Below are 24,455 nucleotides of genomic sequence, written 5' to 3'. Positions count from 1 at the left end.
CAGTCAACGTTGACCCGATCAACACGGAGGCGGGATGACGGGCACGACCGGGGCGTGGATCACCACCACCGAGGCCGCGCAACGGCTCGGGGTCAAGCGAGCGACGCTGTATGCGTACGTCAGCCGTGGGCTGCTGCGGAGCGAACGTCGTCCTGGCCAGCAGGAGAGCCTCTTCGAGCGCGCGCAGATCGACGCCATGGCGTCGGCGACCCGCGCACCGGGTGGTCCCCAGCCGCTGCTGCGCTTCCGGAGCATCGCCACGGCCGTCAGCAGCCAGGCCGACGGAGACCTCCTCTATCGGGGCGTCCCGCTCGCGGACGTCGTCGCGATCGGCTCGCTCGACGAGGCCGCTGGCGTCGTGCTGGGTTCCCTTGGGGCGCAACCGGTTCCACCCGCCCAGGTGCCGGTGGGCGTCGACCTCTCGGCGCTGCCCCTCGAGCGACGGGTGCCGGTCGCGGTCCAGCTGCTCGCAGCGGCCGACCCGTTCTCGTCCGATGCCGACCCCGACCGGGTGCGGGCCTCGGCGCTGTCGACCGTCCGGGCCGCCGTGGGTCTCGTGGCGCGACGATCGGTGCTCGCTCCCACCACACGTCCTCGAACCGGCGACATGTCGTGGGATCGAGCCCCAGCCACCGGGTCGAGCCGCGATCGCCCGGTCGATCTTGCTGCGCTGACGCTCGAGGCGCTGGGAGGCGACCCCGCCTCGAGCGCCGACGTCGCCGTCCTCCGTGTCCTGCTCGTCGCGCTGCTCGACCACGGGCTCACGGCCTCGACGGTCGCCGCACGCGTGGCCGCGTCGACTCGCGCCGGCCTGCACGACTGCCTCTGCGCGGCCTATGCCGCCATGGCCGGTCCGCTCCACGGCGCGGCGCCCATCGCCGCCCACGGCCTGCTCGCCGAGGGCACCGACCCCTCCGTGCTCGTGGCCCGCTCGCTGCGCGAGCGCGGTGGGGTCGCCGGCTTCGGGCACTTCCTCTACCCGGACGGCGACCCACGCGCCGACGTGGTCCTGAACGCCCTGTGGCGGCGTCGTGGCACGACCCGCCTACGCCGTCGGGTCGAGGCGCTGGCCGCGCTCGTCGCCGACCGGACCGGCGCCCTGCCCAACATCGACCTCGCCAGCGCGGCGGTGCTGCACGCGCTGCGCCTGCCCGCCGAGTCCGGCGAGGTCGTCTTCCAGGTGGCGCGCTCGGTGGGTGTCGCCGCGCACGTCGTCGAGGAGTACGCCGAGGAGCCGTTGCGCTGGCGCGGCCGCGACCCCGGCGCGTGAGGCGTGTCCTGCCGCCCGCCGGTCAGACGTGCTGGTCGAAGACGTGACGGCGGACCCACGCGTGCATCGCGACGGCCGCCGCGGCTCCCGCGTTGATCGACCGGGTCGAGCCGAACTGCTCGATGTGCAGCACCGCCTCGCACTCGGCACGCATGGGCTCCGAGAGCCCCGGCCCCTCCTGTCCGAAGACGAGCACGCACCGCCTCGGAAGGTCGTACGTCTCGATCGGCACCGACCCCGGCAGGTTGTCGACCCCGACGAGCGCGAGCCCCTCGGCCCGCGCCCACGAGGCGAGGGCGGCGGCATCCGGGTGGTGGTGCTCGTGCTGGTAGCGGTCGGTCACCATCGCGCCGCGGCGGTTCCAGCGCCGCTTGCCGACGATGTGGAACGCCCGGGCACCCATGGCGTTCGCCGTGCGGATGACCGAGCCGATGTTGAAGTCGTGGCCCCAGTTCTCGACCGCGACGTGGAAGTCGTGCCGCTTCGCGTCGAGGTCGGCGACGATCGCATCGTGCCGCCAGTAGCGGTACGCGTCGACGACGTTGCGCCGGTCACCGTGGGCCAGCAGGTCCGGGTCGTAGTGGTCGCCCTCGGGCCACGGCCCCTCCCACGGCCCGACCCCGACGTCGGGTCCGTCCACGCCAGGGGGACGGGACATTCGCGACTCCTCGACGCAGACGGCGGTTCGAACGGCCGGGCGGCCGCCCTGAGTCTACGAGCGGGTGCGACGTGGGTTCAGGAGGAGGACGGAGCGACCACGGTCGCGACCGACCTCCTCCCTCGCTCCCACCGCCATCGTGATCCGGCGCCGCGCACGGGCGGAAGGGGTCGACACGTCATCGATACGGCTTCGAGACCGGTCCGAGACCCACACCGAGACCCACAACCAGACCCACAGCCCGGGGACAGCGGGGACCCAGAGGGCCACGGCCACACGGCATACCCTGTGACGCATGCACGCACTCGCAGCCACCGTCGCTCCGGCCCTGGGCCCCGACTGGATGGACCCCGCCTACCTGCTGAACCAGTACCAGGGCGCGTTCTTCGCCATCGCCCTCGCCATCGTCTTCATCGAGTGCGGGCTGCTCTTCCCGATCCTGCCGGGTGACTCGCTGCTCTTCGCGGTGGGCCTGTTCATCGCCACCGGCCAGGTGCACGTCAACCTCGGCGTCGCGATCATCGCCCTGTGCGCCGCAGCCTTCCTCGGCAACGTCGTCGGCTACGAGATCGGCCGCGCCATCGGGACACCGCTCTACGAACGTGACGGGCGGGTGCTCAAGAAGAAGTACTTCGACCAGACGACCGCGTTCTTCGACAAGCACGGCAACAAGGCGCTCGTCATCGGCCGGTTCGTCCCGATCGTGCGCACCTTCATCACCGTCGTCGCCGGCGTGAGCCGCATGGACCGGCGCCGGTTCTTCACGTGGAGCGCCGTGGGTGCCGTCCTGTGGGCGGCCGGGCTGACGCTCGTCGGCTACTTCCTCGGCAAGTCGTTCCCGGGCCTCGCTGACAAGCTCGAGATCGCGATCGTGCTCATCGTCGGCGTGTCCGTGCTGCCGATGGTCTACGAGTACCTCAAGCACCGACGCGAGGCCAAGGGCATCGCGGCCGAGGTGGGCGAGGCCGCGAGCGACCTCGCCGACCGCGCGACCGACACCGACCGGACGCCCTGACGCATCCTCTGAACCCTGCGCGCCTCTTCGCCCGATGCCCTGACGGCGCTGCGGCGGCGGAGCACACTGGTGGGCAGGGGCGATGGGAGACGTCATGGACAGCCCGCTCGCGCAGCCGCGCACCGGTACGACCGACCTCGCCGCGCTCTACCGGCGCAGCGTGCAGTGGTGGGCGGCCCAGGTTGCCGCGGTCACCGACGACCAGTGGGGTCAGCCGACTCCGTGCACCGAGTGGAGCGTGCGCGACCTCGTCAACCACGTCGTCGGCGAGGACCTCTGGACCTCGCCGCTCATGGGTGGGCGGACGATCGCCGAGGTCGGGGACCGCCTCGACGGCGACCTGCTCGGCGAGCACCCGCGCCGCGCCGCCGCCTCGGCTGCGGTAGAGGCCCTGGCCGGCGTCGACGGCGCCCTCCCCTCGCACGGCACGGTGCAGCTGTCGTACGGCGAGGAGTCGATGGACGAGTACGTGCGCCAGCTCATGGCCGACCACCTGGTCCACGGATGGGACCTCGCCGTCGCGATCGGCCGCGAGCGCAGCCTGGATCCCGAGCTCGTCACCGAGGTGGCGGCGTGGTTCGACGCAACGGAGGAGGCGTACCGCTCGGGCGGTGCGATCGGTGCGCGCACGAGGCTGACGGGCGACCCGCAGGGCGACCTGCTCGCGCGCTTCGGACGCGACGCCGCATGGGGACCGGTGCACGCCGGCTTCGCCCGCTTCAACGCCGCGTTCGGAAGTGGAGACGTCGACGCCATCATGGCCTGCATGACCGAGGACTGCGTCTTCGAGTCGACCGGCCCGGCGCCCGACGGCGAGCGCCACGAGGGCGCCGCGGCCGTGCGCGCAGTGTGGGAGCAGCTCTTCGGCCAGACGCCCGACCCGCGGTTCAGCGAGGAGGAGTCGTTCGTCACGGGTGACCGCGCCGTCCTGCGGTGGCGGTTCGACTGGGGCGGCGAGTCGCCGGGGCACGTACGCGGTGTCGACGCCATGCGCCTGCGTGACGGTCTCGTGTGCGAGAAGCTCTCCTACGTCAAGGGGTGAGGCTCACCAGTCCAGGCCGCCCTTGAACCGCGTCTGCGCGTCGTCGGTGAGCTGGCGCAGGTGTCCCGACGCGATGGTGTAGAGCCAGATCTCGCTCCACAGGTCCTCGTCGCCACGCGTGAACGCCAGCATCCTGCCGTCGCGCGAGAACACCGGACCGAAGTCGGTCAGCGTGGCCGGCGTCGGGCCGGGCACGGGCGTGATCACGCCGGTGGCGACGGTGAGGATGGCGACGCGCGGAGGAGACCCGTCGGTCCACGTCGACACGGCGATGCGGTCGGCGGTGGGCGACCACGCGGGCGCCGCGGCGCGCGTCGCCGCAGCGGTGACGTAGGTGAACGCCGACCGCGCGACGGGCGGGCCACCCGCTCGCACGGCGCCGACGGCCGCGGCCGGGACGACGGCGACCGACCAGCGCTCGGTCGGTGAGAGCTCGGCGACGCCCATCGCCAGGCCGGCGGTCGGGTGCCACGACAGCGTGCCGATGTCTGCGCCGACTCCCGCGTCGGTGATGCGGGTGACGGCACCCGTGGCGATGTCGACGCAGAAGACGTCGGTGCGGGCGCCGTCGGTGCCGCCGTCGACGACGCCGAGGTAGAGCAGGGTCGAGCCGTCGAGCCACACCGGGCTGTGGCCCGGGCCGAGGGTGTGCGTCACGGCGCCGGTGGCCGCGTCGATGACGGCCAGGTGCGAGTCGGGGTCGGCGTCGCTCGCCGTGTGGATCGCGAGCGATCCGCGCGACGGCGACCACGCCGGGTCACGGTCGCTCTTGAACACCGGCGACGAGCGGTCGTCCGTGACGCGGCGGACGAGACCAGACCACGCAGAGACCCGGAAGATGTCCTCCTGGCTCGTGGTCTCCCCCTCGACCGGCCCGGGGTCTGGGACGGCGTACGAGAAGTACGCGATGTCGCGGAAGAGCCACGGCGGCAGCTTGATCGGGACCTTGATCGGGACCTTGATCGGGACCTTGATCGGGATCTTGCCCGGCAGGTGCGGCACGAGCGGGCCCAGGACCGGGATCCGGTCGAGCGGCAGGCGGCTCGCGATCTCGTCGCGGCCGGGAACGGAGAAGCGCTTCGCCATGACAACCCCCTGTTCGGACCGGTCAGGCCTGGGGCGTGCCGGAGTCGGAGGTCGAGTCGGTCGTCGGGTCCGGCTGGGCCGCGCCCGGGGCCTGCGCCTGCGGGAGAGCGCCCGGGGCTGTGCCGGGCTGGGTCGACGGACCGCCGACTGCGCCCGGCTGGGTCGACGCGGACACGGCGGGCGGCGGGGTCGAGCCGCCGACACCCTCGCCACCGAAGGAGACGCTCGGCACGATCGCCTCGGTCGCCGGGGTCTCGAAGTACTCGGCGCGCTTCACACCGGCGATGTTGGCGACGATGTTCGACGGCACGCTCTCGACCTTCGTGTTGAGGTCGCGCACGAGCGCGTTGTAGTAGCGGCGCGAGCTCGCGATGCGGTCCTCGGTGCTCGTCAGCTCGGACTGCAGGGCGAGGAAGTTCTGGTTGGCCTTGAGGTCGGGGTAGGCCTCGGCGACGGCGAGGAGGCGACCCAGTGCCTGGCTCAGCTGGCCCTCGGCCTGGGCTGCGGCGGCCGGCGTCGCCGCGCCGGACATCGCGGCGGACCGGGCCTGCATGACCTCCTCGAGGGTGCCGCGCTCGTGGGCGGCATACCCCTTGACCGTCTCGACGAGGTTGGGGATGAGGTCGTGGCGGCGCTTCAGCTCGACGTCGATCTGGCGCCAGCCCTCCTCGACCTTGTTGCGCAGGCCGATGAGCCCGTTGTACATGACGACGCCCACGACGGCGAGGAGCACGACGAGGCCGAGCAGGATCCAGACGATGATCATGGGGTTCTCCCGGTAGCAGGGCGGTCAGTGTGCCGATCCTAGTGCTGCACGCACCGCCCGGACCGGGCCGCTGCTGCGACGGCACCCGGTGCTGACGGGTTCCTGCTGCTTCCTGGGGCCGCGGGTCGTGTCGGTGCCGGGTCGTAGCGTGGACGGCATGACGACCCTGCGGTTCACGGCCGATCTGTGGCGGTGGGAGGCACAGTCCGGGTGGTTCTTCGTGACGGTCGACCCGGACGTGTCCGCACGCATCCGCGAGGTCCCCCGCCCACCGCGCGGCTTCGGCTCGGTGCGGGTGCGGGCCACCGTCGGCGCCACGACCTGGACGACGTCCGTCTTCCCCGACTCGACGCGCGGCGCTTACGTGCTGCCGGTCAAGAAGGCGGTCCGCCGGGCCGAGCGCCTCGACGAGGGCGACCCCGCCGAGTTCGCCCTCGAGGTGCTCGAGTGAGCGGCCCCGCCCGCAACCGCGTCAGCCCCATGAGCGACGTCGTCGCGGCGACGGGGCGCGGTGAGCTCATGGGCAACCGCGGCCGCCTGCACGACGGCGACGGCGCGCGCGACGTGCGCCGGCACCACGTCGGGCGCGCGTGGATCACGTGCGTGCTCGAGTTCCGTGGCCGACGCGCCGCCCAGTGGGACGCCGGCCACTACACACCGCTCTTCTTCCTCGACGAGCCGGTTGCTCTCGCGGCCGGCCACCGGCCCTGCGCCGAGTGCCGGCGGGCCGACTTCACCCGCTTCCGTGACCTCGTCGCGGCGGCCCGTGGACTCGACCACCTGTCGGCGCCAGGGCTCGACCGGGTCCTGCACGAGGAGCGCTGGGACGCCGGCCGACGCACCCGCCGGCTGCACGCGTACGCGTGGGGCGACCTCCCCGACGGCGCGTACGTGCTGCTCGACTCCGGTCCTGCTCTCGTGAGCCCCGACGGCCTGGTGTCGTGGCGTCCCGACAACACGTACGCCGTGTCGCCCCTCCCGAGGCCGACGCGCGGCACGGCGGCCGTGATCACGCCACCGTCGTCGGTCGAGGCCCTGCGCAGCGGCTTCGACGCGCACGTCAGTGGACGCCCGCAGGGTGCTCAGGCGAGCCCGAGCTCCTCGAGCGAGTAGACGTAGCGGTACTCCACGCCCTCGGCGGCGATCTTCTCGCCGGCCCCGGTGGCGCGGTCGGCGATCGTCGCGACGGCGACCGGCGTGGCGCCGTCCTCGCGCACGGCGTGGACGGCCTCGAGCGGGGACGCGCCGGTGGTCGTCGTGTCCTCGACGACGAGGACCTGGCGGCCGGCGATCGACGGGCCCTCGATGCGCTGCTGGAGCCCGTGGGCCTTGCCGGCCTTGCGCACGACGAAGGCGTCGAGACGCTCGCCCGCGGCCGCGGCCGCGTGAAGCATCGACGTCGCGACCGGGTCGGCGCCGAGCGTCAGGCCACCGACGGCCGCATACGTCAGGTCCTTCGTCAGGTCACGCATGACGATCCCGACGAGGGGCGCGGCCTCACCGTCGAGGGAGATGCGGCGCAGGTCGACGTAGTAGTCGGCCTCCTTGCCCGAGCTCAGGGTCACGCGACCGTGGACGATCGCCCTCTCCTTGATGATCTCGAGCAGGCGGGCACGGGCGGCGGCGATGTCAGTGGCGGTCACGAGGCTCCATCGTAGAGCGCCTCGGGCACCGGCCGGCGCGGTCAGCGGCGGACGAGACGGGCGCGGCGCCGGATGACCGAGCGCGGCACGACCCGGAGCAGCCCGACGATCGCCTTGTACTGCACGCCCGGCACCGACACGACCCGGCCCTTGCTGACGTCGTCCAGGCAGTCGGAGACGAGCTTTACGGGGTCGAGCCACATGAAGCCCGGGCCCGGCTTGCTGATGCCCGCTCGCTCCTGGAACTCGGTGTTCGTGAAGCCCGGGCAGAGCGCCGTGACGGTGACACCCGACCCGGCGAGCTCGCCCGCGAGGCCCTCGGTGAACGTCGTCACCCAGGCCTTGGCGGCGGAGTACGAGCCGGAGGCGATGAAACCCGCGACCGACGAGACGTTGATGATCGCGCCTCTCCCGCGCCCGCGCATCGACACCCCGGCCGCGTGCGACAGGACGAGCACGGCGCGGGTCAGCACGTCGAACGCAGCCTCCTCGTCGGCGAGGTCGTTGCGCAGGAAGCTGCGCCGCTGGCCGTAGCCGGCGTTGTTGACGAGGACGTCGACGGGGCGGTCCGGGTCACCGACACGGTCGGCCACGAGCTGCAGGGCCGACCGGTCCGACAGGTCCGCGGTGAGCACCTCGGCGGAGACGGCATACCTGCTCATCAGCTCCGCCGCGACCGCCTCGAGCCGCGCGCGGTCACGGGCGACGAGCACGACGTCGTGGCCGCGGGCAGCGAGCTGCCGGGAGAACTCGTGGCCGATGCCGGCGCTCGCACCGGTGACGAGGGCCGTGGGTCGCGTCGTCCGGTCTGCAGTCATGCGCCTCACCCTAGGCACCCGGAGTCGGCGCCGCCGTCTAGGGTGACCGACTGTGCGCATCGCCACCTGGAACGTGAACTCCATCCGCTCCCGCATCGACCGCGTCGAGGCCTGGCTCGGCCGCAGCGACGTCGACGTGCTCGCGATCCAGGAGACGAAGGCGCGTGAGGACCAGTTCCCCTTCGAGCGCTTCGCGGCGCTCGGCTACGAGGTGGCCCACCACGGCCTGAACCAGTGGAACGGCGTCGCCATCGTGTCGCGGGTCGGCCTCGACGACGTCCGCGTCGGCTTCGACGGCATGCCCGGCTGGGGCGAGCCGCTGGCGCCCGAGGCTCGCGCCCTCGGGGCGGTCTGCAACGGCGTGCGCATCTGGTCGCTGTACATCCCCAACGGCCGCGCGCTCGGCGATCCGCACCTCGGCTACAAGCTGAGCTGGCTCGAGGCGCTCTCCGTCGCCGGTCGCGGCTGGCTCGCAGCCGACCCCGACGCGCAGATCGCCCTCCTCGGGGACTGGAACATCGCCCCGACCGACGCCGACGTGTGGAGCGTCGCGTACTACGAGGGCAGGACGCACACCTCGCCCGGGGAGCGCGCGGCGTTCCAGGCGGTCGTCGACGCGGGTTTCAGCGACGTCGTGCGGCCGCACACGAGCGAGCCGGGCACCTTCACGTACTGGGACTACACGCAGCTGCGCTTCCAGAAGCGTCAGGGCATGCGCATCGACTTCGCGCTGTGTTCACCCGCCCTCGCGTCGCGCGTCGTCGGCGCGGCCATCGACCGCGAGGAGCGCAAGGGCAAGGGGGCCTCGGACCACGCGCCGGTCGTCTTCCAGGTCGAGCCGTGACGGGGCAGCAGGGGCGCGCGTCGGTCAGAGGCCGACGAAGCGCGGCACCTCGGCGTCGGCCGGGGTGCGCGAGGCTGCCCGTCGACGCGTCCCGAGCGTGAAGGCGACGGCGGCACCGACGAGGGCCGCGGCCGCGCCGCCGAGGAACACCGTCTGCACCTGGACGACGCCCGCGCCGACGAGCGCGTCGGTGTCGAACGGGTCCGGCAGGCGGCGCACGGCCTCGAAGTAGCGGCTGAGGCCGATCGAGGTGAGCAGCGCCAGCCCGACCACCATGCCGACCATGCGGGCAACGACGACGAGGGCGCTCGCGACGCCGTGCGCGTCTGCCGGAGAGCCGGCGAGGGCGGCGTTGTTGACCGGAGCGAGGGCCAGGCCCATGCCGAACCCGACGACGACGAGGACCACCGTCGCGGGCACCGTGTCGCCGACGGACTCCAGCGTCCATCGCGACATGACGAGGAGGCCACCGCCGGCGACGAGCAGGCCTACGCCGGCGACGAGCCCGTCGCCCAGCGCCCGCAGCGACCATCCGCCGACGAGCGCACCGACCGGGACGGCGAGCAGGAAGCGGACGAGGACGAGCGCCGCCCCGGTCTCGTCGTAGGTGTCGGTGAGCCGCGCGAGGAGCGGCACGTCGACGACGACGGCGACCAGTGCGGTGCCGACGAGGAGGCTGACCACGAGCGACCGCAGGCCGCGGGCCCCGACGACGCCGCGCGGGATGAGCGGGTCGGCAGCGCGCCGGTGCCACCAAGCGAGCACGACGAGGGCGACCGCGCCGAGGGGCAGCAGGCTGTAGCCGAGCGTCCCGACGACCTCCTTCTCGGGGTCCGACGACGCGAACGTCAGGACGAGGCTGCCGAGCGCGACGGCGACGAGCAGGGCTCCGAAGAGGTCGGCACGGCGCAGCACGGTCCACCAGCGCGGCGCCGTGACGACGGCCAGGACGGTGAGCAGGCCCAGGCCCACGACCCCGATCGGCGTGAGCACCCGGGACTCCCCGGCAAGGGGGACGAAGGGCGCCCCCAGGGTGACGTCGGTGACGAGTGACTGTGGGGCTGCGAGTGCGAGCCCGGTGACGCCGGCGCCGAGCACCGCCAGGATCGCGGCCGCAACCGTGACGGACCGTCGACGCGCCCTCCGGGCCGGGTGCGTCTCGTCCACCGCCGCAGGTCCGCTCCGGCGTGTCCCGAGGAGGTGGATGACGGCATACAGGATGAGGGCGGCAACGGCGTTGAGCCAGAAGATCGCCCGCCACCCCGACCAGGCCAGCACGATCGCGCCGAGCACCGGACCGAGCACCGAGCCGAGCTCCTGCACGGCACCCACCACTCCGAGCGGCGTGCCGCGACGGTCGACCGGCCACAGGTCGGCGACGAGCGCCAGCGTCGCCGGCACGAGGCCGCCGCCGCCGATGCCCTGGAGCACGCGGCCCGTGACGAGGACGGACATCTCGACGGCGAGCGCCGTGACGGCCGAGCCGACGACGAACACGACGAGGCAGCCGAGCAGGATGCGGCGGCGGTCGAGCAGGTCGGAGAGGCGACCGATGAGCGGCAGGACGGCGATGTAGCCGAGGAGGAAGCCGGAGATGATCGGTGTCGCCCGCTGCAGCGCGTCGATGCCGATGCCGACGCCCGCCATCATGTCGGTCAGGGCGAGCACGACGACGTAGGTGTCGGCGGCCGCGAGGGCCACCGCGGCCGAGGCGGCCGTCAGCAGGGCGAGGCGGTGGGGTGCTGGTGGAGCCGCGGTCTCGGTCACCGTGTCCTCAGGGCTTGGTGATCGTGACGGGCTTGCCGTACTGGTCGAGCGTCAGGGTGTACGTCGACGTCGTGCCCGCGCCGAAGAAGGGGCCCGTGATGACGACCTGGCGCAGCTGCTGGGCGTCGGTGAGGCCGTACGTGACGGTGAAGGTGCCGCTGCTGTCGCCGATGAGGAACAGGTCGGTGACGGCCTTGCCCGGGAGGCTGCCCTTGATGGTCGAGAGCACCTCGGACCCCTGCCGCACCTGGTCGCCCGCCGTGGGCGAGGCGGTGGCGGTGAGGAGCGAGGTCAGCCCCTTGTCGGTCGAGAAGAGGACGGCGGGGTCAGGCAGCCCGAAGGCCTTGGGGTCGATCTCGTTGGTGCCCGGGATGAGCGGGAGCTTCGCGTAGACGACGCCGTCGACGGAGGTGATCTCGGCGTCGGCCTGCACGCCCTTGAGCGTGACCTTGAAGGTGCCCTTGAACGCCGGCGGGTGCTTTCCCCAGCCGTCGGCCGACACGACGCCGCTCGCGCCCTGGGGCACGTTGGCGCTCACGAGCCCCAGATGGACCGACGGCGCGGCGTCGACCGCGGCCCTGGCGGTCGCGAGGCGTTGCGCGGGAGACAGCTGCGTCTGGCTCGGAGTGGACCCCTCCGGGTCGCCGGAGCAGGACGCCACCGTGACGACGCACAGCGCCGAGAGGGCGGCCGCGGCGAGCTTTCCCGAGATGCGCATGGGGGTCAGGCTAACCGAGCGGTCGTGCCGCTTCCGGGCGCCGCTTCGGGGCGCCGGGCGATTGTGGGTATGGCTAGGGTCAGGGACGTTGGCGGGACACCCCTGCCACCTGACGAAGGAGCACCAACCCATGGCCCTGCTCGGAGTCATCCTGCTGCTGCTCGGCGCCGGTGCCGGCGTCGTCGCCTACCTCGCGACCCGCGGCCAGGCCGGGACGGTCGCTGTGACCGCGTTCGGCTTCACCCGCAACGCGACCCCGGTGGAGCTGATGCTCTACGGCGCCATCACCGTGCTCCTGTTCGCGCTGGGCTGGGCCCTGCTCTCGGCCGCGGCCCGCCGTCGGGTGCGTCAGCGCCGCGAGGAGAAGAGCGAGGCTCGCGTCACAGAGCTCGAGGAGAAGACCGAGGACGTCCGCCGCCATCACGAGCGTCGGCTCGACGAGGCCGGGCTGCGCGACGAGGACCTGCGCCGTCGCGAGGACGAGCTCGCCGCTCGCCACGAGGGGCTCAACACCCGTGAGGCCGAGCTCGACCGCCGCGAGGCGGAGTGGCGCGAGCGCGAGGGCCGGTCGGTGGCCGACGTCGAGCGACCCGTCGAGGCGCACACGTCCCGCCGGGACGGCCTCGATGACCGGACCGACCTCGACGATCGAACTGACCGCGACCGCGACGGCCGTGACGACCGGGCCGAGCACCTGCCGCCCGCCGACGAGCGCGGCCGCGACTCGACGGCGTGAGGGACCACACCGCCTACGTCTTCGACCTCGACGGCGTCGTCCGCGACTTCGCCACGGGCGACGCCGGCCCGGCCATCGAGGCCGCCCTCGGGCTGCCCGCGGGACACGTGTCGGCCACGGCGTTCCGCAGCGAGCTGCTGCTCCCGACGATCACGGGTCGGCAGTCCTTCGCCGAGTGGTACTCCGCGATCTGTGCGGCGCTGGAGGAGGTCGTGCCCGAGCCCGACCGCGTGCGCGAACACATGGAGCAGTGGCGGGCGCACCGCGGCTCCGTCATCGACGAGACCGTCGAGCGGCTCGAGACGCTGCGCTCCGACGGCCACCGGACGTACGTCTTCACCAACGGCACCGACCAGGTGCCGCACGAGCTGGAGCTCCTGGGCATCACCCGTCTCTTCGACGGGCTGCTCAACAGCGCCGACTTCGGGGTGGCCAAACCCGACCCCGACGCGTATGCCGCCGCCCACGCGGCGATCGAGGCCGACCTCGGGCGTCCCGTTCCGCGACCGGACGTGTGGTTCACGGACGACCGCGACGATAACGTCGCGGCCGCCCGTGAGTTCGGCTGGGAGGCAGAAGTTTTCAGGCGCTGAGCCGAGGTGAGCTCAGGGTGAGCTCCTCGCCCGTGTCGCCGACGCCGACAGTCACCGTGGAGCCGTCGCGCACCTCTCCGGACAGGAGGCCTCGCGCCAGCCGGTCGCCGATCTCCCGCTGGACGAGGCGCCGCAGCGGACGGGCGCCGTACGCCGGGTCGTACCCGCGCTCGGCGAGCCACCGCCGCGCCGCGTCGGTGACCTCGAGCGTGACCCGCCGGTCGGACAGCCGGGTGGCGAACGCCCGCACCTGCAGGTCGACGATGTGCGCGAGGTCGTCGCGGCTCAGGCCGTCGAAGACGACGACCTCGTCGAGCCGGTTGAGGAACTCGGGCTTGAAGGTCGAGCGCACGACGCCCATGACCGACTCGCGCCGCGCCTCGGGGCTCAGCGTCGGGTCGGTCAGGAACTGCGACCCGAGGTTGGACGTGAGCACGAGGATGACGTTGCGGAAGTCGACCGTGCGGCCCTGACCGTCGGTGAGCCGGCCGTCGTCGAGCACCTGGAGCAGGATGTCGAACGTCTCGGGGTGCGCCTTCTCGACCTCGTCGAGCAGGATCACGGAGTACGGCCGGCGTCGGACCGCCTCGGTCAGCTGCCCGCCCTCCTCGTAGCCGACGTAGCCCGGCGGGGCACCGATGAGGCGGGCCACCGAGTGGCGTTCGGAGTACTCCGACATGTCGATGCGCACCATGGCGCGCTCGTCGTCGAAGAGGAAGTCGGCCAGGCTCTTGGCGAGCTCGGTCTTCCCGACGCCTGTCGGGCCGAGGAAGAGGAACGAGCCGGTCGGGCGGTCGGGGTCGGAGACGCCTGCGCGCGTGCGCCGGACGGCATCCGACACGGCCCGGACGGCGTCCGTCTGGCCGATGAGGCGCGCGCCGATGTGCTGCTCCATGTGGAGCAGCTTCTCGGACTCGCCCTCGAGGAGGCGGCCCGCCGGGATGCCGGTCCAGGCGGAGATGACGTCGGCGATGTCGTCGGCACCGACCTCCTCCTTGACCATCGGTGGCTCGTCGCTGGCCGTGGCCGCGGCCTCGCGCTCCTGTGCCGACGCGAGCTCCTTCTCCAGCGTCGGGAGGTCGCCGTAGAGGATCTTCGAGGCGGCGCCGAGGTCACCCTCGCGCTGGAGCCGGTCGGCCTGCGTGCGCAGGTCGTCGATGCGGGCCTTGAGGTCACCGACGGCGTTCAGGCCGGACTTCTCGGCCTCCCACCGGGCGTTGAGCGCGGCGAGCTCCTCGGTGCGGTCGGCAAGGTCCTTGCGCAGTCGCTCGAGCCGCTCGCGCGACGCGTCGTCGGTCTCCTGCTCGAGCGCGAACTCCTCCATCTTGAGACGGTCGACGGCACGACGGAGCTCGTCGATCTCGACGGGGCTCGAGTCGATCTCCATGCGCAGGCGCGAGGCCGCCTCGTCGATGAGGTCGATGGCCTTGTCGGGCAGCTGGCGGCCGCTGATGTAGCGGTCGGACAGCGAGGCGGCGGCGACGAGGGCCGAGTCGGCGATCGTCACCTTGTGGTGGCCCTCGTAGCGCTCCTTGAGCCCGCGGAGGATCGCGATGGTGTCCTCGACCGACGGCTCCCCGACGAAGACCTGCTGGAAGCGCCGCTCCAGTGCGGCGTCCTTCTCGATGTGCTGGCGGTACTCGTCGAGCGTCGTCGCCCCGACGAGGCGAAGCTCGCCGCGGGCGAGCATGGGCTTGAGCATGTTGCCCGCGTCCATCGCGCTCTCGCCGCCCGCGCCCGCACCGACGACGGTGTGGATCTCGTCGATGAAGGTGACGATGTGCCCGTCGCTCTGCCTGATCTCCTCGAGCACGGCCTTGAGGCGCTCCTCGAACTCGCCGCGGTACTTGGCGCCGGCGACCATGGCCGAGAGGTCGAGGTTGTAGAGGGTCTTGTCGCGCAGGCTCTCGGGCACGTCTCCCTCGACGATGCGCTGGGCGAGGCCCTCGACGACGGCGGTCTTGCCGACACCGGGCTCACCGATGAGGACGGGGTTGTTCTTCGTGCGGCGGCTCAGCACCTGCACGACGCGGCGGATCTCGGCGTCGCGGCCGATGACGGGGTCGAGCTTGCCATCGCGGGCGCGGGCCGTGAGGTCGGTGCCGTACTTCGCGAGCGCCTCGAACGTGCCCTCGGGGTTGTCGGACGTGACGGCGCGCCCGCCGCGCAGCTCGGGGATGGCCTTCTCGACGGCGTCGGCGTCCAGGCCGAACTGCCCGGTGCGGGCCAGTGCGAGCAGCAGGTGGTCGGTGGAGACGAAGGAGTCGCCCATGGCCGTCATGTACTGCTGGGCCTGCTGGACGACGCGCAGGCCCTGGGGCGAGAGCTGCGGCTGCTGCGCGCCTCCGGTCACCTGCGGCATGGCGGCCATGGCTCGCTCTGCCGCGGTCGTCGCGGCCTCGACGCTCGACCCGCCGGCCGTGAGCAGCGCCGGGGTCGTGGTGCCGCTCTGGGCTGCCAACGCCAGCAGCAGGTGAGCCGGCTCGATGTTCGGGTGGTGCTTGCCCGTGGCCGTCGTCGCGGCCTGGGCGAAGGCCTCCTGAGCCTTGTTGGTCAGCTGTAGGTCCATGCGTTCTCCTGGTGCGGGGACTCGGTCAGTGGTGACAACCCTCGTGAAGTTGAGTGTATTCCACTCAACTTCACGTACCGAGCAGGCGTGCCCGACGGTCAGGCCGGACAGAGCTGCCTGCGCTCTCCCGGGCGTCCTCAGTCGTGCGGGTCGGGGTCGTACCAGCCGTCGTGCGCCGCCGCGAGCTGCATGAACCGAGCGGCGTAGGCCGGGTCGTCGGGGGTGCGCACGTAGACGGCCCACTCGTGGTCGTCCGAGTCGTCCTCACCGGCCAGCGCCTCGCGCACGACCCGCACCTCCGTCAGCCCTTCGGCCTCGAGCGCGTCGGCGAGCTGCTCGGCGTCGTCGCGGTCCGGCAGGACGATCAGGTGCTCGACGACAGGCCCGGGGCTCACGATCCCAGCGTAGGTGGGCCGACGACGCCCTGGCGCCTCGCGGCGCCAGTCAGGCCGCCGACCTGCACGTCAGACGGCATCGTCCGGCTCGGAACCGGTCTCGACGACGCGCCGGGCGATCTCGCGCAGCTTCACGTTGTGGTCCTGCGACGCCCGCCGGAGCGCCCCGAACGCCTCCTCGGAGGTCATCCGGTGGCGCTCGATGAGGATCCCCATGGCCTGCCCGACGAGGCGATGGCTCTCGACCGCACGCTCGAGGTTGGCCTCGTTCTGGCGGAACCGGTCGACCATGACGATGCGGTCGACCGACTGGGCCAGCGAATGGAGCAGCAGCTCGCCGAGCGTGCGCTCCACGGCGCCGTCCCCCGAGAGGTGGCGGCCCTCGATCCAGACCTGGCAGTGCGCGTGCTCTCCGCGCGAGCCGATGAGCAGACCGTCGCCGCTACCGTGGCCACGGCCGTCACCGGCCGCGCCAGCCCCATCAGCGCCGTCAGCGCCGTGACTGCCGTCCAGCTCCTCGAGCGCCAGGGCTGCGCGGGCCGCCGGCGCCAGCGCGGACGGCGGGACGATGCCGGACGCGTTCGCATGGAGGTCGTGCTGGATCGTCGTCACGCGAAGCACGGCCTCACCGCCGAGCGCGTCCCCGAGGGCCGCGGCGGCAACCGAGAGCACCTCCTCGAGGTCCTCCGACCGCACCATCTGCCGAGCCGCGGCGACGATCCGCTCGGCGGCGTCGGTCGCAGGGCGCGACGGGGGCGGGACGCTCACGTGGGCCTCCAGGGGTATGCGTTGGAAGGCCCGCGAACTTGGAGGCAGCACAGTCTTGCATCACCTCGCGGGCTCGGACAAAACGCGACACGAGCGAGCTGGACCGCATCTCGCGGACCGGGACGCGACGACCGCCGGGAGACTGCTCGCCCGGCGGTCGGTCGTCACGCCTGCGGCTCAGGCGTCGTCGGGGTCCTGGCCGGTCTCGACGACCCTGGCAGCGATCTCGCGAAGCTTGATGTTGCGGTTGAGCGAGGCCTGCCGCAGCATCTCGAAGCCCTGCTTCGCCGTGACCCGGTGCCGCTCGATGAGGACTCCGACGGCGTGGCCGATCAGGCGGTGGCTCTCGATGGCCTGCTCGAGCTGCTGCTCCTTCTCGGAGTGGGCGCGTTGGGCGACGACGCGGTCGACGGCCTGGCCCAGCGTCTGGGCGAGCAGGTCACCGACGACGAGCTCGTCGCTCGAGACGAGGCGCGGTTCGTCGAACTGGACCCACGCGCGGCAGTCCGACTGCTGGGCGCTGGGCAGGAGCAGCAGGCCCTCACGCTTCTGCCCCACGAGCGCGTCGTGGGTGTACGGAGTCGACTCGAGGCCACGGCGGACCGAGACGTCGAGATCCGACAGCGCCACGTGACCACGGGGTGAGAGGAGCACGGCGTCACCCTTCTCCGGCGTCACGCGCAGCGTGACCTCACCGTCGAAGAGCACCGTGAAGCCCGTGACGGCCGTCGCGAGGGCCTGGTCGAGCTCGTCGGCGGCCGCGAGGTCGACCGCCAACCGGGCAGCGAGCTCGCGGCGCATCCGCGACTCGCGCTCTCGCGTCTCGTCCGTGAAGACGACGATGACGAAACCCGGGTGCTCGGGCGTGCCGCGGACGCTGGCGGCCCGGGCGTGCACCCATGCCTCGCCACCGCCCCGGCGCAGGATGCGGTAGCGACCCTCGACGACCGGTTGGCCGGCACGCTGCAGCTCGAGGCGCTCCTCGTGGGCCCGATGCTCCTCGGGGTACTGCTCGGCCGGGACCCACCACGGGTACGGCGGCACGTACGGCCCGCTGTCGAGGGACCAGCCGAACGTCCTCGTGAAGGCGGCGTTCATCTCGACGACGCGCCCCTCCGCGTCGCTGATGACGAACGGCTCCTGGATCGCGCCGACGATCGCCCGCAGCCACGACGCGTCGCGCGAGCGGGCCTGCGCCCGGACCAGGTTGGCGGCGAGGCGAGCCCGCAGCTCGTCGGGCTCGAACGGCTTGACGACATAGTCGTCGGCCCCCTCGACGAGGCCCGTCGTGCTCGCCTCGACCCCGGCCCGAGCCGACAGCAGCACGACGGGCAGGTCGCGCAGGTCGGGGTCGCTGCGAATCTCGCGGACGAGGGTGAGGCCGTCCATGCGCGGCATCATGACGTCGGCCAGCACGATCGACGGGCGGTGCGAGCGCATCCACTCGAGCGCCTCGACGCCGTCCCGGACGGAAGCGACGTCGTAGTCGACGACGAGGTGCCTCGCGACGTAGTCGCGCATGTCGTGGTTGTCCTCGACGACGAGCAGTGTGGGGCGCACGGAGCCCGTCGTGTCGACCCCCGCATCGGCTGCCGGCGTCGAGGTGGGAGCCGGCTCGTCGGCGCCGGCCTCCGACTCGTCGGGCACGACCCACGTGCGCGCCTCGCTGAGGAACGACTCGACGGGCCGCGGCGTGATCGACGGGCGCTGCGTCGTGACGTCGCTGGGCGACCCCCACGGCAGTCGGACCGTGAACGTGCTGCCGCTTCCCTCCTTCGAGGTCACCGTGATGGTGCCGTCGAGCAGGTCGACGAGCTGCTTGACGAGCGCGAGCCCGATGCCGGCGCCCTCACGCGACCGTCGCTCGTCACGGCGGTCGAGCTGGCGGAAGCGGTCGAAGACGCGGTCGAGGTCAGGTTCGGCGATGCCGATGCCGGTGTCGGTGACCGACACCGCATAGCCCTCCGCGTCTGTCGCGAGTCGCAGCGTGATGCGGCCGCGCGGCGTGAACTTGAGCGCGTTCGACAGGAGGTTGAGCACGATCCGCTCGAACATGTCCACGTCGACGTAGGCCTCGCGGTCGATCTCGTCGCACTCGACCTCGAAGACGAGGCCCATCCGCTCGATGGCCGGACGGAAGTTCGCGGCGACCCCGCTCGTCAGCTCTTCGACGTCGGCCCGCACGCGGTGCGCCTCGATCGCGCCGGCCTCGGCGCGGGTGAGGTCGAGGATGCGGTCGACGAGGCTGGAGAGCCGCTCGGTGTTGCGGCCGATGAGCTCGAAACGCTGACGCTGCTCGGCGTCGAGGGCCGGGTCGAGCAGGGCGTCGTGCACCGGACCGGCGATGAGCGTCAGCGGCGTGCGCAGCTCATGGCTGACGTTGGCGAAGAAGTCGGCCTTCGCGACGTCGAGCTCGGCGAGCGACCTCACCCGGTGCCGTTCGTTGCGCAGGTGGCGCAGCCCGCTGAGGACCGAGGCGACGTGCGAGGCGCACAGCTCGGCATACACCTGGAGCGCGGTGTCCCACGGGCGGCGCGGGTTCTCGGTCAGCACGAGGTGGGCGCTCGGCTCGCCGCGTCTCGGCCCGCGGACCGGCACCACGTGGACGCCGTCTCCCTCGACGGGCGCACTGCCCGGGCCCGCCCACACGAGGTCGGCGTCCAGGTGGTCCTCGGTGTGGGCGCGGAGCACGTCGAGGGTGCGGCGTCGCACGTCTGCGGGGCTGTCGGCGTCGGCGAGGGTGTCGACGAGCTCTGCCGAGGCCCTGGCACGCCGGTCGGCGAGCACCTTGGCCGTCGTCTCGGTCGCCACGTTGAGCACGCCGCGCACGACGCCGTCCGCGTCGCGGATCGCGCCGTAGGTCCACGTGAAGTAGGCCTCCTCGAGGAAGCCGTTCCGGTCGACGACGAGCAGCTCGTCCTCGACCCACGTCGCGGGACCGCCGGCCAGCACGCAGTCGAACATCGGTCCGATGACGTCCCAGACCTCGGGCCAGACCTCCTGCACCGGCTTGCCCCAGGCGCCCGGGTGCTTGTTGGCGCCGAGCATCGCGCGGTAGCCGTCGTTGTAGATCATGGCCAGCTCGCTCCCCCAGCACACGAGCATGGGGAAACGCGAGGCGAGGCACACGTCGACGACTGTGCTCAACGTGGCAGGCCACGTGTCGACCGGCCCGAGCGACGTCGCGGACCAGTCGGTGCTGCCGAAGAGCTCCTGCATCTCGCTCCTGGGCGACGTGCCGGCGAGAGCCGAGTCCGTCGGGATGGCGCGCGAGAGGTCACTCTCGGGGTGGTGCGGAGTCACACGACCGCTCGGACTGGGGACAACGGTGGACCTCCGCTGCGACGTACTGCGACAAGCCCCATTGGCTCGAGGCTGGCACAGTCTTGCACAGGACCCAGCGCTGTCGGGGCGAGCACGCTAGCGCTCCGGGCGCCAGACCACGAGCGCCTGCGAGGAGGGTGACCGTGGCGGTCGCTGCCCGGGTCGCACGGCGACGACCTCGCCCCGCGGACCGACCGCGAAGACCCGCGCTCCTGCCGACAGCGCCGCCTGCGCCGCGGAGAGCTCGGCGGACAGCTCCTCGACCCGGGCCTGGAGCGCCGTCACGTGGTTCTCGAGGTCGAGGATGCGCTGGATGCCGACGAGCGAGACCCCCTCCTGGGAGAGTCGCTGCACCTCGCGGAGCAGCGCGACGTCGCGGGTGCTGTAGCGCCGGCCCCCTCCGCGTGTGCGTGACGGCGACACGAGGCCGAGCCGGTCGTACTGACGCAGCGTCTGCGCGTGCATGCCGGCCAGCTCGGCAGCGACGGAGATGACGAAGACCGGGGCGTCGTCGTCGTGACCTCCTGGGCGGGGGCTCCTGCGTGCCATCGTCGTCACCGTCCTCTCGTCAGGAGCGAGCGCGCTCGAAGAGCTCGGCACGCGGGTCGTGGCCGTCCTCGGCGGCGGCCATGCGCTCGACGGCCTCGCGGGCCTCGTCGGTCAGGCGCTGCGGTACGACGACCTGCACCTTGGCGAGTAGGTCGCCCGTGTGGTCACCGCGCTTCACGCCCCTGCCCTTGAGCCGCAGGACTCGCCCGCTCGGCGTCCCGGGGGCGACCTTCACCTTGACCGAACCGCCGTCGAGAGTGGGCACCGCGACGGTCGCACCGAGCGCGGCCTCCGCGAACGTGACCGGCAGGTCGAGCGTCAGGTTGTCGCCCTCGCGCCCGAAGACCGGGTGCTTGTCGACCGAGACGGTGAGGATGAGGTCACCGGCCGGCGCGCCCGGGTCGCCTCGGCGGCCCTTGCCGCGCAGGCGGATGCGCTGGCCGTCCTTGACACCGGCGGGGATGCGGACGTTGATGCGCCCCAGGTCGGGCGAGCTCAGCGTGACGGTCGACCCCTCGACGGCGTCGCGGAAACCGATGCTCGTGCTCGCCTGGACGTCGGCGCCGGGTCGCGGGCCCGCCGGGGCGCCATAGCCGCCGAAGCCGCCGGCCGCACCCGGGCCGGCACCGGGGCCGGCACCGCCGAACATCTGCCCGAGGATGTCGTCGAGGTTCGGCGGGGCGCCACCGGTGCCGAAGCGGACGCGCTGCCCGCCCGGACCGCCCGCACCGCCGAAGGCGGAGAAGATGTCCTCGAACCCCGCGCCGGCGCCCCCGGGGCCACCCGCCGTGAAGCGGGCACCACCGTGGGACATCGCGCGGATCGCGTCGTACTCGCGGCGCTGCTCGGGGTCGGACAGGACGGCATACGCCTCGCCGATCTCCTTGAAGCGGTCCTCCGCTGCGGTGTCGCCGACGTTGTGGTCGGGGTGCATCGTGCGGGCGAGCCTGCGGTACGTCTTCTTGATCGTCGCGGCGTCGGCGTCCTGGGGCACGCCGAGGATCGCGTAGAAGTCCTTCTCGAACCAGTCCTGACTAGCCATGGCGCACCTCCTTCGTCACTGTGGTCCCATCATCGGGTATGCCGCCGGGCTGCGGGTGCAGCCCGGCGACGGACGTGTCAGGCGGGGTCGGCAACCGAGACCCGTGCGGCGCGGACCAGTCGGTCACCGATGCGGTAGCCCGGCTGGAGCACCTGGACGACGGTCGTGGCAGACGCGCCCTCGGGCAGGTCGGCCTCGATGTGCATGAGAGCCTCGTGCACATTGGGGTCGAACTCCTGGCCGGCCTCCCCGAGCCGCTCGACGCCGTACCTGCCGAGGATCGACTCGATCTTGTCGGCGATCGCGGCGAACGGGCCCTCGGAGAGGTCTCCCGCCTGGCGCGCCATGTGGATGTCGTCGAGGACCGGCAGCAGCGACTCGACGACGCTGCCGACGGCCGTCGTGCGGATGACGTCGCGGTCGCGGTCGACGCGCTTCTTGTAGTTGACGTACTCCGCCTGCAGGCGCTGGAGGTCGGCGAGCAACGACGCGGCCATGGTGTCCTCCTCCGCGAGGGCGGCACCCTCGGACTCGTCGCCCTTGGGCTGGTCGCCCTCTGAGCCCTTGGACGGGTGGTCGAACTCGTCCTCGCCACCCGGCTCCGACGACGCGCCCGGACCGCCCTCGTAGAACGAGTGGTGCTGCGCGCCGCGGGGCTCGTCGCCCCGCGGCGGGGCGCCGGCGGCGTCGCCGCTGCCGGCCCCCGGCGCACCCGTGGCGGTCACGTCGGGCTGCTCGCCGGACGCGACGTTGTTCGGGGAGTCGGTCACTTGGCGTCCTTGACCTCGTCGTCGTCGACGACCTCGGCGTCGACGACGTCGTCGTCGGCCGCACCGGACGCGCTGGACGTGCCCGACGTGCCGGCCGACTCACCGGCGTGGGGCGAACCGTCCTGCGCTCCAGCGGAACCCGCCGCGTTGGCGTTGGCCTGCTCGGACGCGTAGACGGCCTGGCCCATGGCCTGGGACTTCGTGTTGAGGTCCTCCACCTTGGCCTTGATGTCGTCGGCGCCGGCCTCGGAGCCCTCGGCGATCGCGGCCTTGAGGTCGGCGAGCGACTCCTCGACCGGCGTCTTCACGTCGGCGGGGACCTTGTCGCCCGACTCCTTGAGGAACGTCTCGGTGGAGAAGACGAGCTGCTCGGCCTGGTTCTTGACCTCGGCCTCCTCGCGACGCTTGCGGTCCTCGTCGGCGTGCGCCTCGGCGTCCTTGACCATGCGGTCGATCTCCTCCTTGGAGAGGGCCGAGCCGCCGGTGATCGTCATCTTCTGCTCCTTGCCGGTGCCCTGGTCCTTGGCGGAGACGTTGACGATGCCGTTGGCGTCGATGTCGAAGGTGACCTCGATCTTCGGCACGCCGCGCGGGGCCGGCGCGATGCCGGTCAGCTCGAAGGTGCCGAGCGACTTGTTGTGCTGGGCGATGTCGCGCTCACCCTGGAATACCTGGATGAGGACCGACGGCTGGTTGTCGTCGGCGGTGCTGAAGATCTCCGAGCGCTTCGTCGGGATCGCGGTGTTGCGGTCGATGAGCTTGGTGAACAGGCCACCCTTGGTCTCGATGCCGAGCGAGAGGGGCGTGACGTCGATGAGCAGGACGTCCTTGCGCTCGCCCTTGAGGACACCGGCCTGGAGGGACGCGCCGACGGCGACGACCTCGTCCGGGTTGACGCCCTTGTTGGGCTCCTTGCCGGCCAGCTCCTTGACGAGGTTGGCCACGGCGGGCATACGCGTCGAGCCGCCCACGAGCACGACGTGGTCGATCTCGCTCACCTTGATGCCGGCGTCCTCGATGACCTTGTGGAACGGCGCCTTCGTCCGGTCCAGCAGCGACTTCGTCATCTGCTCGAACTGGGCGCGCGACAGCGTCTCGTCGAGGTGGATCGGGCCGTCGGGGGTCATCGAGATGTACTGCGCCGAGATGTTGGTGCTCGTCGCGGTGGACAGCTCCTTCTTGGCGCGCTCGGCCTCGTCACGGAGGCGCTGCATCGCGATCTTGTCCTTGGACAGGTCCTGGCCCGTCTTGTTCTTCACCTGCGTGATGAGGTGCTGGACGATGACCTCGTCCCAGTCGTCACCACCGAGGTGGTTGTCACCGTTGGTCGCCCGGACCTGGATCGTGGCGAAGCCGTCCTCGGCGTCCTTGCCGACCTCGAGGAGGGACACGTCGAAGGTGCCGCCACCGAGGTCGAAGACGAGGATGAGCTCGTCCTCCTTGCCCTTGTCGAGGCCGTAGGCGAGGGCGGCCGCGGTGGGCTCGTTGACGATGCGCAGGACGTTGAGGCCCGCGATCTCACCGGCCTCCTTCGTGGCCTGGCGCTGGTGGTCCTCGAAGTAGGCGGGGACGGTGATGACGGCGTCGGTGACGGTCTCACCGAGGTAGGCCTCGGCGTCGCGCTTCAGCTTCTGCAGGATGCGGGCGCTGATCTCCTGCGCCGTGTAGGTCTTGCCGTCGATCTCGGGCGTCTTCCAGTCGGTGCCCATGTGGCGCTTGACCGAGCGGATCGTCCGATCGACGTTGGTGACGGCCTGGCGCTTGGCGACCTCGCCGACGAGCACCTCGCCGTTCTTGGAGAACGCGACGACGGACGGCGTCGTCCGCCCGCCCTCAGCGTTCGCGATGATGCTCGGCTCGCCGCCCTCGAGGACGGAGACGGCCGAGTTGGTGGTACCGAGGTCAATTCCGACCGCACGTGCCATGGGTGACTCCTTGAAGATCTGGGTGAAGATCGTGGTCTTGCTTGGTGGTCTGGTGAACAGGTCCTCGCTCAATCTGCTCCGGATCGGCCGTGATTGTCAAAACCGGACTCGCAAATCTTGCGTTCACCACACTCAACTTCGTGGGCGCGAGGATTGT

At 72.1% G+C, this 24,455-nt stretch carries 23 protein-coding genes; 8 read left to right on the top strand and 15 right to left on the bottom strand.

Features of this window, described 5'->3' with window-relative positions; genetic code table 11:
* The first annotated feature begins 34 nt into the window (after positions 1–34).
* Positions 35–1,270 carry a citrate/2-methylcitrate synthase gene (locus ACFQU3_RS18510; RefSeq protein WP_385912455.1) on the top strand — a complete coding sequence of 412 codons (1,236 nt, stop codon included), beginning with the start codon at positions 35–37 and terminating at the stop codon, positions 1,268–1,270.
* A gap of 22 nt (positions 1,271–1,292) precedes the next feature.
* Here ACFQU3_RS18510 and ACFQU3_RS18505 read toward each other — a convergent pair whose 3' ends face one another.
* Positions 1,293–1,928: a TrmH family RNA methyltransferase gene (locus ACFQU3_RS18505; RefSeq protein WP_385912453.1), complete on the bottom strand. Its 636-nt coding sequence runs from the start codon at positions 1,926–1,928 to the stop codon at positions 1,293–1,295.
* 295 nt (positions 1,929–2,223) lie between these two features.
* On the opposite strand from ACFQU3_RS18505, the gene ACFQU3_RS18500 reads away from it, so the two are divergent.
* The gene (locus ACFQU3_RS18500) at positions 2,224–2,943 is read left to right on the top strand and encodes a DedA family protein (protein WP_385912451.1); all 720 of its coding nucleotides are present in this window, start codon (positions 2,224–2,226) and stop codon (positions 2,941–2,943) included.
* 94 nt (positions 2,944–3,037) lie between these two features.
* Positions 3,038–3,985, top strand: a complete 948-nt coding sequence (locus ACFQU3_RS18495) for a TIGR03086 family metal-binding protein (RefSeq protein WP_385912449.1) — start codon at positions 3,038–3,040, stop codon at positions 3,983–3,985.
* Between the two features lie 3 nt (positions 3,986–3,988).
* Here ACFQU3_RS18495 and ACFQU3_RS18490 read toward each other — a convergent pair whose 3' ends face one another.
* Both ACFQU3_RS18490 and ACFQU3_RS18485 read right to left on the bottom strand, forming a co-directional pair.
* Complete coding sequence (locus tag ACFQU3_RS18490; protein ID WP_385912447.1) at positions 3,989–5,071, bottom strand: hypothetical protein; 1,083 nt, start codon at positions 5,069–5,071, stop codon at positions 3,989–3,991.
* 22 nt (positions 5,072–5,093) lie between these two features.
* A complete protein-coding gene (locus ACFQU3_RS18485; RefSeq protein WP_385912445.1) occupies positions 5,094–5,837 on the bottom strand; it encodes a LemA family protein in 744 nt (247 codons plus the stop codon).
* A 157-nt stretch (positions 5,838–5,994) separates the two neighbouring features.
* Here ACFQU3_RS18485 and ACFQU3_RS18480 point away from each other — a divergent pair, with 157 nt between their 5' ends.
* Positions 5,995–6,288, top strand: coding sequence for a DUF1905 domain-containing protein (locus tag ACFQU3_RS18480; protein WP_385912443.1), 294 nt, complete (start codon positions 5,995–5,997; stop codon positions 6,286–6,288).
* Complete coding sequence (locus ACFQU3_RS18475; protein WP_385912441.1) at positions 6,285–6,950, top strand: hypothetical protein; 666 nt, start codon at positions 6,285–6,287, stop codon at positions 6,948–6,950. Before ACFQU3_RS18480 ends, ACFQU3_RS18475 begins: the two co-directional genes overlap by 4 nt.
* Here ACFQU3_RS18475 and ACFQU3_RS18470 read toward each other — a convergent pair.
* On the bottom strand, positions 6,920–7,480 hold the full coding sequence (locus tag ACFQU3_RS18470) for an orotate phosphoribosyltransferase (RefSeq protein WP_385912439.1): 561 nt from the start codon (positions 7,478–7,480) through the stop codon (positions 6,920–6,922). The genes ACFQU3_RS18475 and ACFQU3_RS18470 overlap by 31 nt on opposite strands.
* Positions 7,481–7,521: 41 nt before the next feature.
* On the bottom strand, positions 7,522–8,298 hold the full coding sequence (locus ACFQU3_RS18465) for an SDR family NAD(P)-dependent oxidoreductase (protein WP_385912437.1): 777 nt from the start codon (positions 8,296–8,298) through the stop codon (positions 7,522–7,524).
* A gap of 52 nt (positions 8,299–8,350) precedes the next feature.
* On the opposite strand from ACFQU3_RS18465, the gene ACFQU3_RS18460 reads away from it, so the two are divergent.
* A complete protein-coding gene (locus ACFQU3_RS18460) occupies positions 8,351–9,142 on the top strand; it encodes an exodeoxyribonuclease III (protein WP_385912435.1) in 792 nt (263 codons plus the stop codon).
* 24 nt (positions 9,143–9,166) lie between these two features.
* Here the strand turns inward: ACFQU3_RS18460 and ACFQU3_RS18455 are convergent, their stop codons facing one another.
* Together ACFQU3_RS18455 and ACFQU3_RS18450 are read right to left on the bottom strand one after the other, a co-directional pair.
* On the bottom strand, positions 9,167–10,909 hold the full coding sequence (locus ACFQU3_RS18455) for an MFS transporter (RefSeq protein ID WP_385912433.1): 1,743 nt from the start codon (positions 10,907–10,909) through the stop codon (positions 9,167–9,169).
* Between the two features lie 7 nt (positions 10,910–10,916).
* Positions 10,917–11,627, bottom strand: coding sequence for an LppX_LprAFG lipoprotein (locus ACFQU3_RS18450; RefSeq protein ID WP_385912431.1), 711 nt, complete (start codon positions 11,625–11,627; stop codon positions 10,917–10,919).
* A gap of 130 nt (positions 11,628–11,757) precedes the next feature.
* Between ACFQU3_RS18450 and ACFQU3_RS18445 the strand changes: the two genes are divergently transcribed.
* Both ACFQU3_RS18445 and ACFQU3_RS18440 read left to right on the top strand, forming a co-directional pair.
* Entirely contained in the window at positions 11,758–12,363 is a 606-nt protein-coding gene (locus ACFQU3_RS18445) for a hypothetical protein (RefSeq protein WP_385912429.1), read from the top strand.
* Entirely contained in the window at positions 12,360–12,956 is a 597-nt protein-coding gene (locus ACFQU3_RS18440; protein ID WP_385912427.1) for an HAD family hydrolase, read from the top strand. The genes ACFQU3_RS18445 and ACFQU3_RS18440 overlap by 4 nt, the downstream gene beginning before the upstream one ends.
* On the opposite strand, the gene clpB is transcribed toward ACFQU3_RS18440, so the two are convergent.
* The 8 genes from clpB to dnaK all read right to left on the bottom strand — a co-directional run bounded on the left by clpB (position 12,946) and on the right by dnaK (position 24,298).
* The gene (clpB, locus tag ACFQU3_RS18435) at positions 12,946–15,525 is read right to left on the bottom strand and encodes an ATP-dependent chaperone ClpB (RefSeq protein ID WP_385912425.1); all 2,580 of its coding nucleotides are present in this window, start codon (positions 15,523–15,525) and stop codon (positions 12,946–12,948) included. The genes ACFQU3_RS18440 and clpB overlap by 11 nt on opposite strands.
* 137 nt (positions 15,526–15,662) lie before the next feature.
* Positions 15,663–15,920, bottom strand: coding sequence for a ribonuclease E inhibitor RraB (locus tag ACFQU3_RS18430; RefSeq protein WP_385912423.1), 258 nt, complete (start codon positions 15,918–15,920; stop codon positions 15,663–15,665).
* Between the two features lie 69 nt (positions 15,921–15,989).
* Positions 15,990–16,688, bottom strand: a complete 699-nt coding sequence (locus ACFQU3_RS18425; RefSeq protein ID WP_385912421.1) for an ANTAR domain-containing protein — start codon at positions 16,686–16,688, stop codon at positions 15,990–15,992.
* 177 nt (positions 16,689–16,865) lie between these two features.
* Positions 16,866–19,991: an ATP-binding protein gene (locus ACFQU3_RS18420; RefSeq protein WP_385912419.1), complete on the bottom strand. Its 3,126-nt coding sequence runs from the start codon at positions 19,989–19,991 to the stop codon at positions 16,866–16,868.
* 117 nt (positions 19,992–20,108) lie between these two features.
* Complete coding sequence (locus ACFQU3_RS18415; RefSeq protein WP_385912417.1) at positions 20,109–20,561, bottom strand: heat shock protein transcriptional repressor HspR; 453 nt, start codon at positions 20,559–20,561, stop codon at positions 20,109–20,111.
* Between the two features lie 19 nt (positions 20,562–20,580).
* Entirely contained in the window at positions 20,581–21,603 is a 1,023-nt protein-coding gene (locus ACFQU3_RS18410) for a DnaJ C-terminal domain-containing protein (RefSeq protein ID WP_385912415.1), read from the bottom strand.
* A gap of 77 nt (positions 21,604–21,680) precedes the next feature.
* Positions 21,681–22,373, bottom strand: a complete 693-nt coding sequence (locus ACFQU3_RS18405) for a nucleotide exchange factor GrpE (protein ID WP_385912413.1) — start codon at positions 22,371–22,373, stop codon at positions 21,681–21,683.
* Positions 22,370–24,298, bottom strand: a complete 1,929-nt coding sequence (dnaK, locus tag ACFQU3_RS18400) for a molecular chaperone DnaK (protein ID WP_385912411.1) — start codon at positions 24,296–24,298, stop codon at positions 22,370–22,372. Before dnaK ends, ACFQU3_RS18405 begins: the two co-directional genes overlap by 4 nt.
* Between the last annotated feature and the right edge of the window lie 157 nt (positions 24,299–24,455).

This window comes from Terrabacter sp. GCM10028922 (assembly GCF_042666095.1).
In the GTDB taxonomy this organism is placed as follows: Bacteria; Actinomycetota; Actinomycetes; order Actinomycetales; family Dermatophilaceae; genus Terrabacter.
The sequence above is the reverse complement of the archived record's forward strand: the minus strand, read 5'-3'. Positions and strand labels throughout refer to the sequence as shown.

Bases quoted from the DNA above. Each gene is read 5' to 3' on its own strand.
- ACFQU3_RS18510 (WP_385912455.1), top strand. From the start codon at position 35: ATGACGGGCACGACCGGGGCGTGGATCACCACCACCGAGGCCGCGCAA.
- ACFQU3_RS18505 (WP_385912453.1), bottom strand. From the start codon at position 1,928: ATGTCCCGTCCCCCTGGCGTGGACGGACCCGACGTCGGGGTCGGGCCG.
- ACFQU3_RS18500 (WP_385912451.1), top strand. From the start codon at position 2,224: ATGCACGCACTCGCAGCCACCGTCGCTCCGGCCCTGGGCCCCGACTGG.
- ACFQU3_RS18495 (WP_385912449.1), top strand. From the start codon at position 3,038: ATGGACAGCCCGCTCGCGCAGCCGCGCACCGGTACGACCGACCTCGCC.
- ACFQU3_RS18490 (WP_385912447.1), bottom strand. From the start codon at position 5,071: ATGGCGAAGCGCTTCTCCGTTCCCGGCCGCGACGAGATCGCGAGCCGC.
- ACFQU3_RS18485 (WP_385912445.1), bottom strand. From the start codon at position 5,837: ATGATCATCGTCTGGATCCTGCTCGGCCTCGTCGTGCTCCTCGCCGTC.
- ACFQU3_RS18480 (WP_385912443.1), top strand. From the start codon at position 5,995: ATGACGACCCTGCGGTTCACGGCCGATCTGTGGCGGTGGGAGGCACAG.
- ACFQU3_RS18465 (WP_385912437.1), bottom strand. From the start codon at position 8,298: ATGACTGCAGACCGGACGACGCGACCCACGGCCCTCGTCACCGGTGCG.
- ACFQU3_RS18450 (WP_385912431.1), bottom strand. From the start codon at position 11,627: ATGCGCATCTCGGGAAAGCTCGCCGCGGCCGCCCTCTCGGCGCTGTGC.
- ACFQU3_RS18445 (WP_385912429.1), top strand. From the start codon at position 11,758: ATGGCCCTGCTCGGAGTCATCCTGCTGCTGCTCGGCGCCGGTGCCGGC.
- clpB (WP_385912425.1), bottom strand. From the start codon at position 15,525: ATGGACCTACAGCTGACCAACAAGGCTCAGGAGGCCTTCGCCCAGGCC.
- ACFQU3_RS18415 (WP_385912417.1), bottom strand. From the start codon at position 20,561: ATGGCACGCAGGAGCCCCCGCCCAGGAGGTCACGACGACGACGCCCCG.
- ACFQU3_RS18410 (WP_385912415.1), bottom strand. From the start codon at position 21,603: ATGGCTAGTCAGGACTGGTTCGAGAAGGACTTCTACGCGATCCTCGGC.
- dnaK (WP_385912411.1), bottom strand. From the start codon at position 24,298: ATGGCACGTGCGGTCGGAATTGACCTCGGTACCACCAACTCGGCCGTC.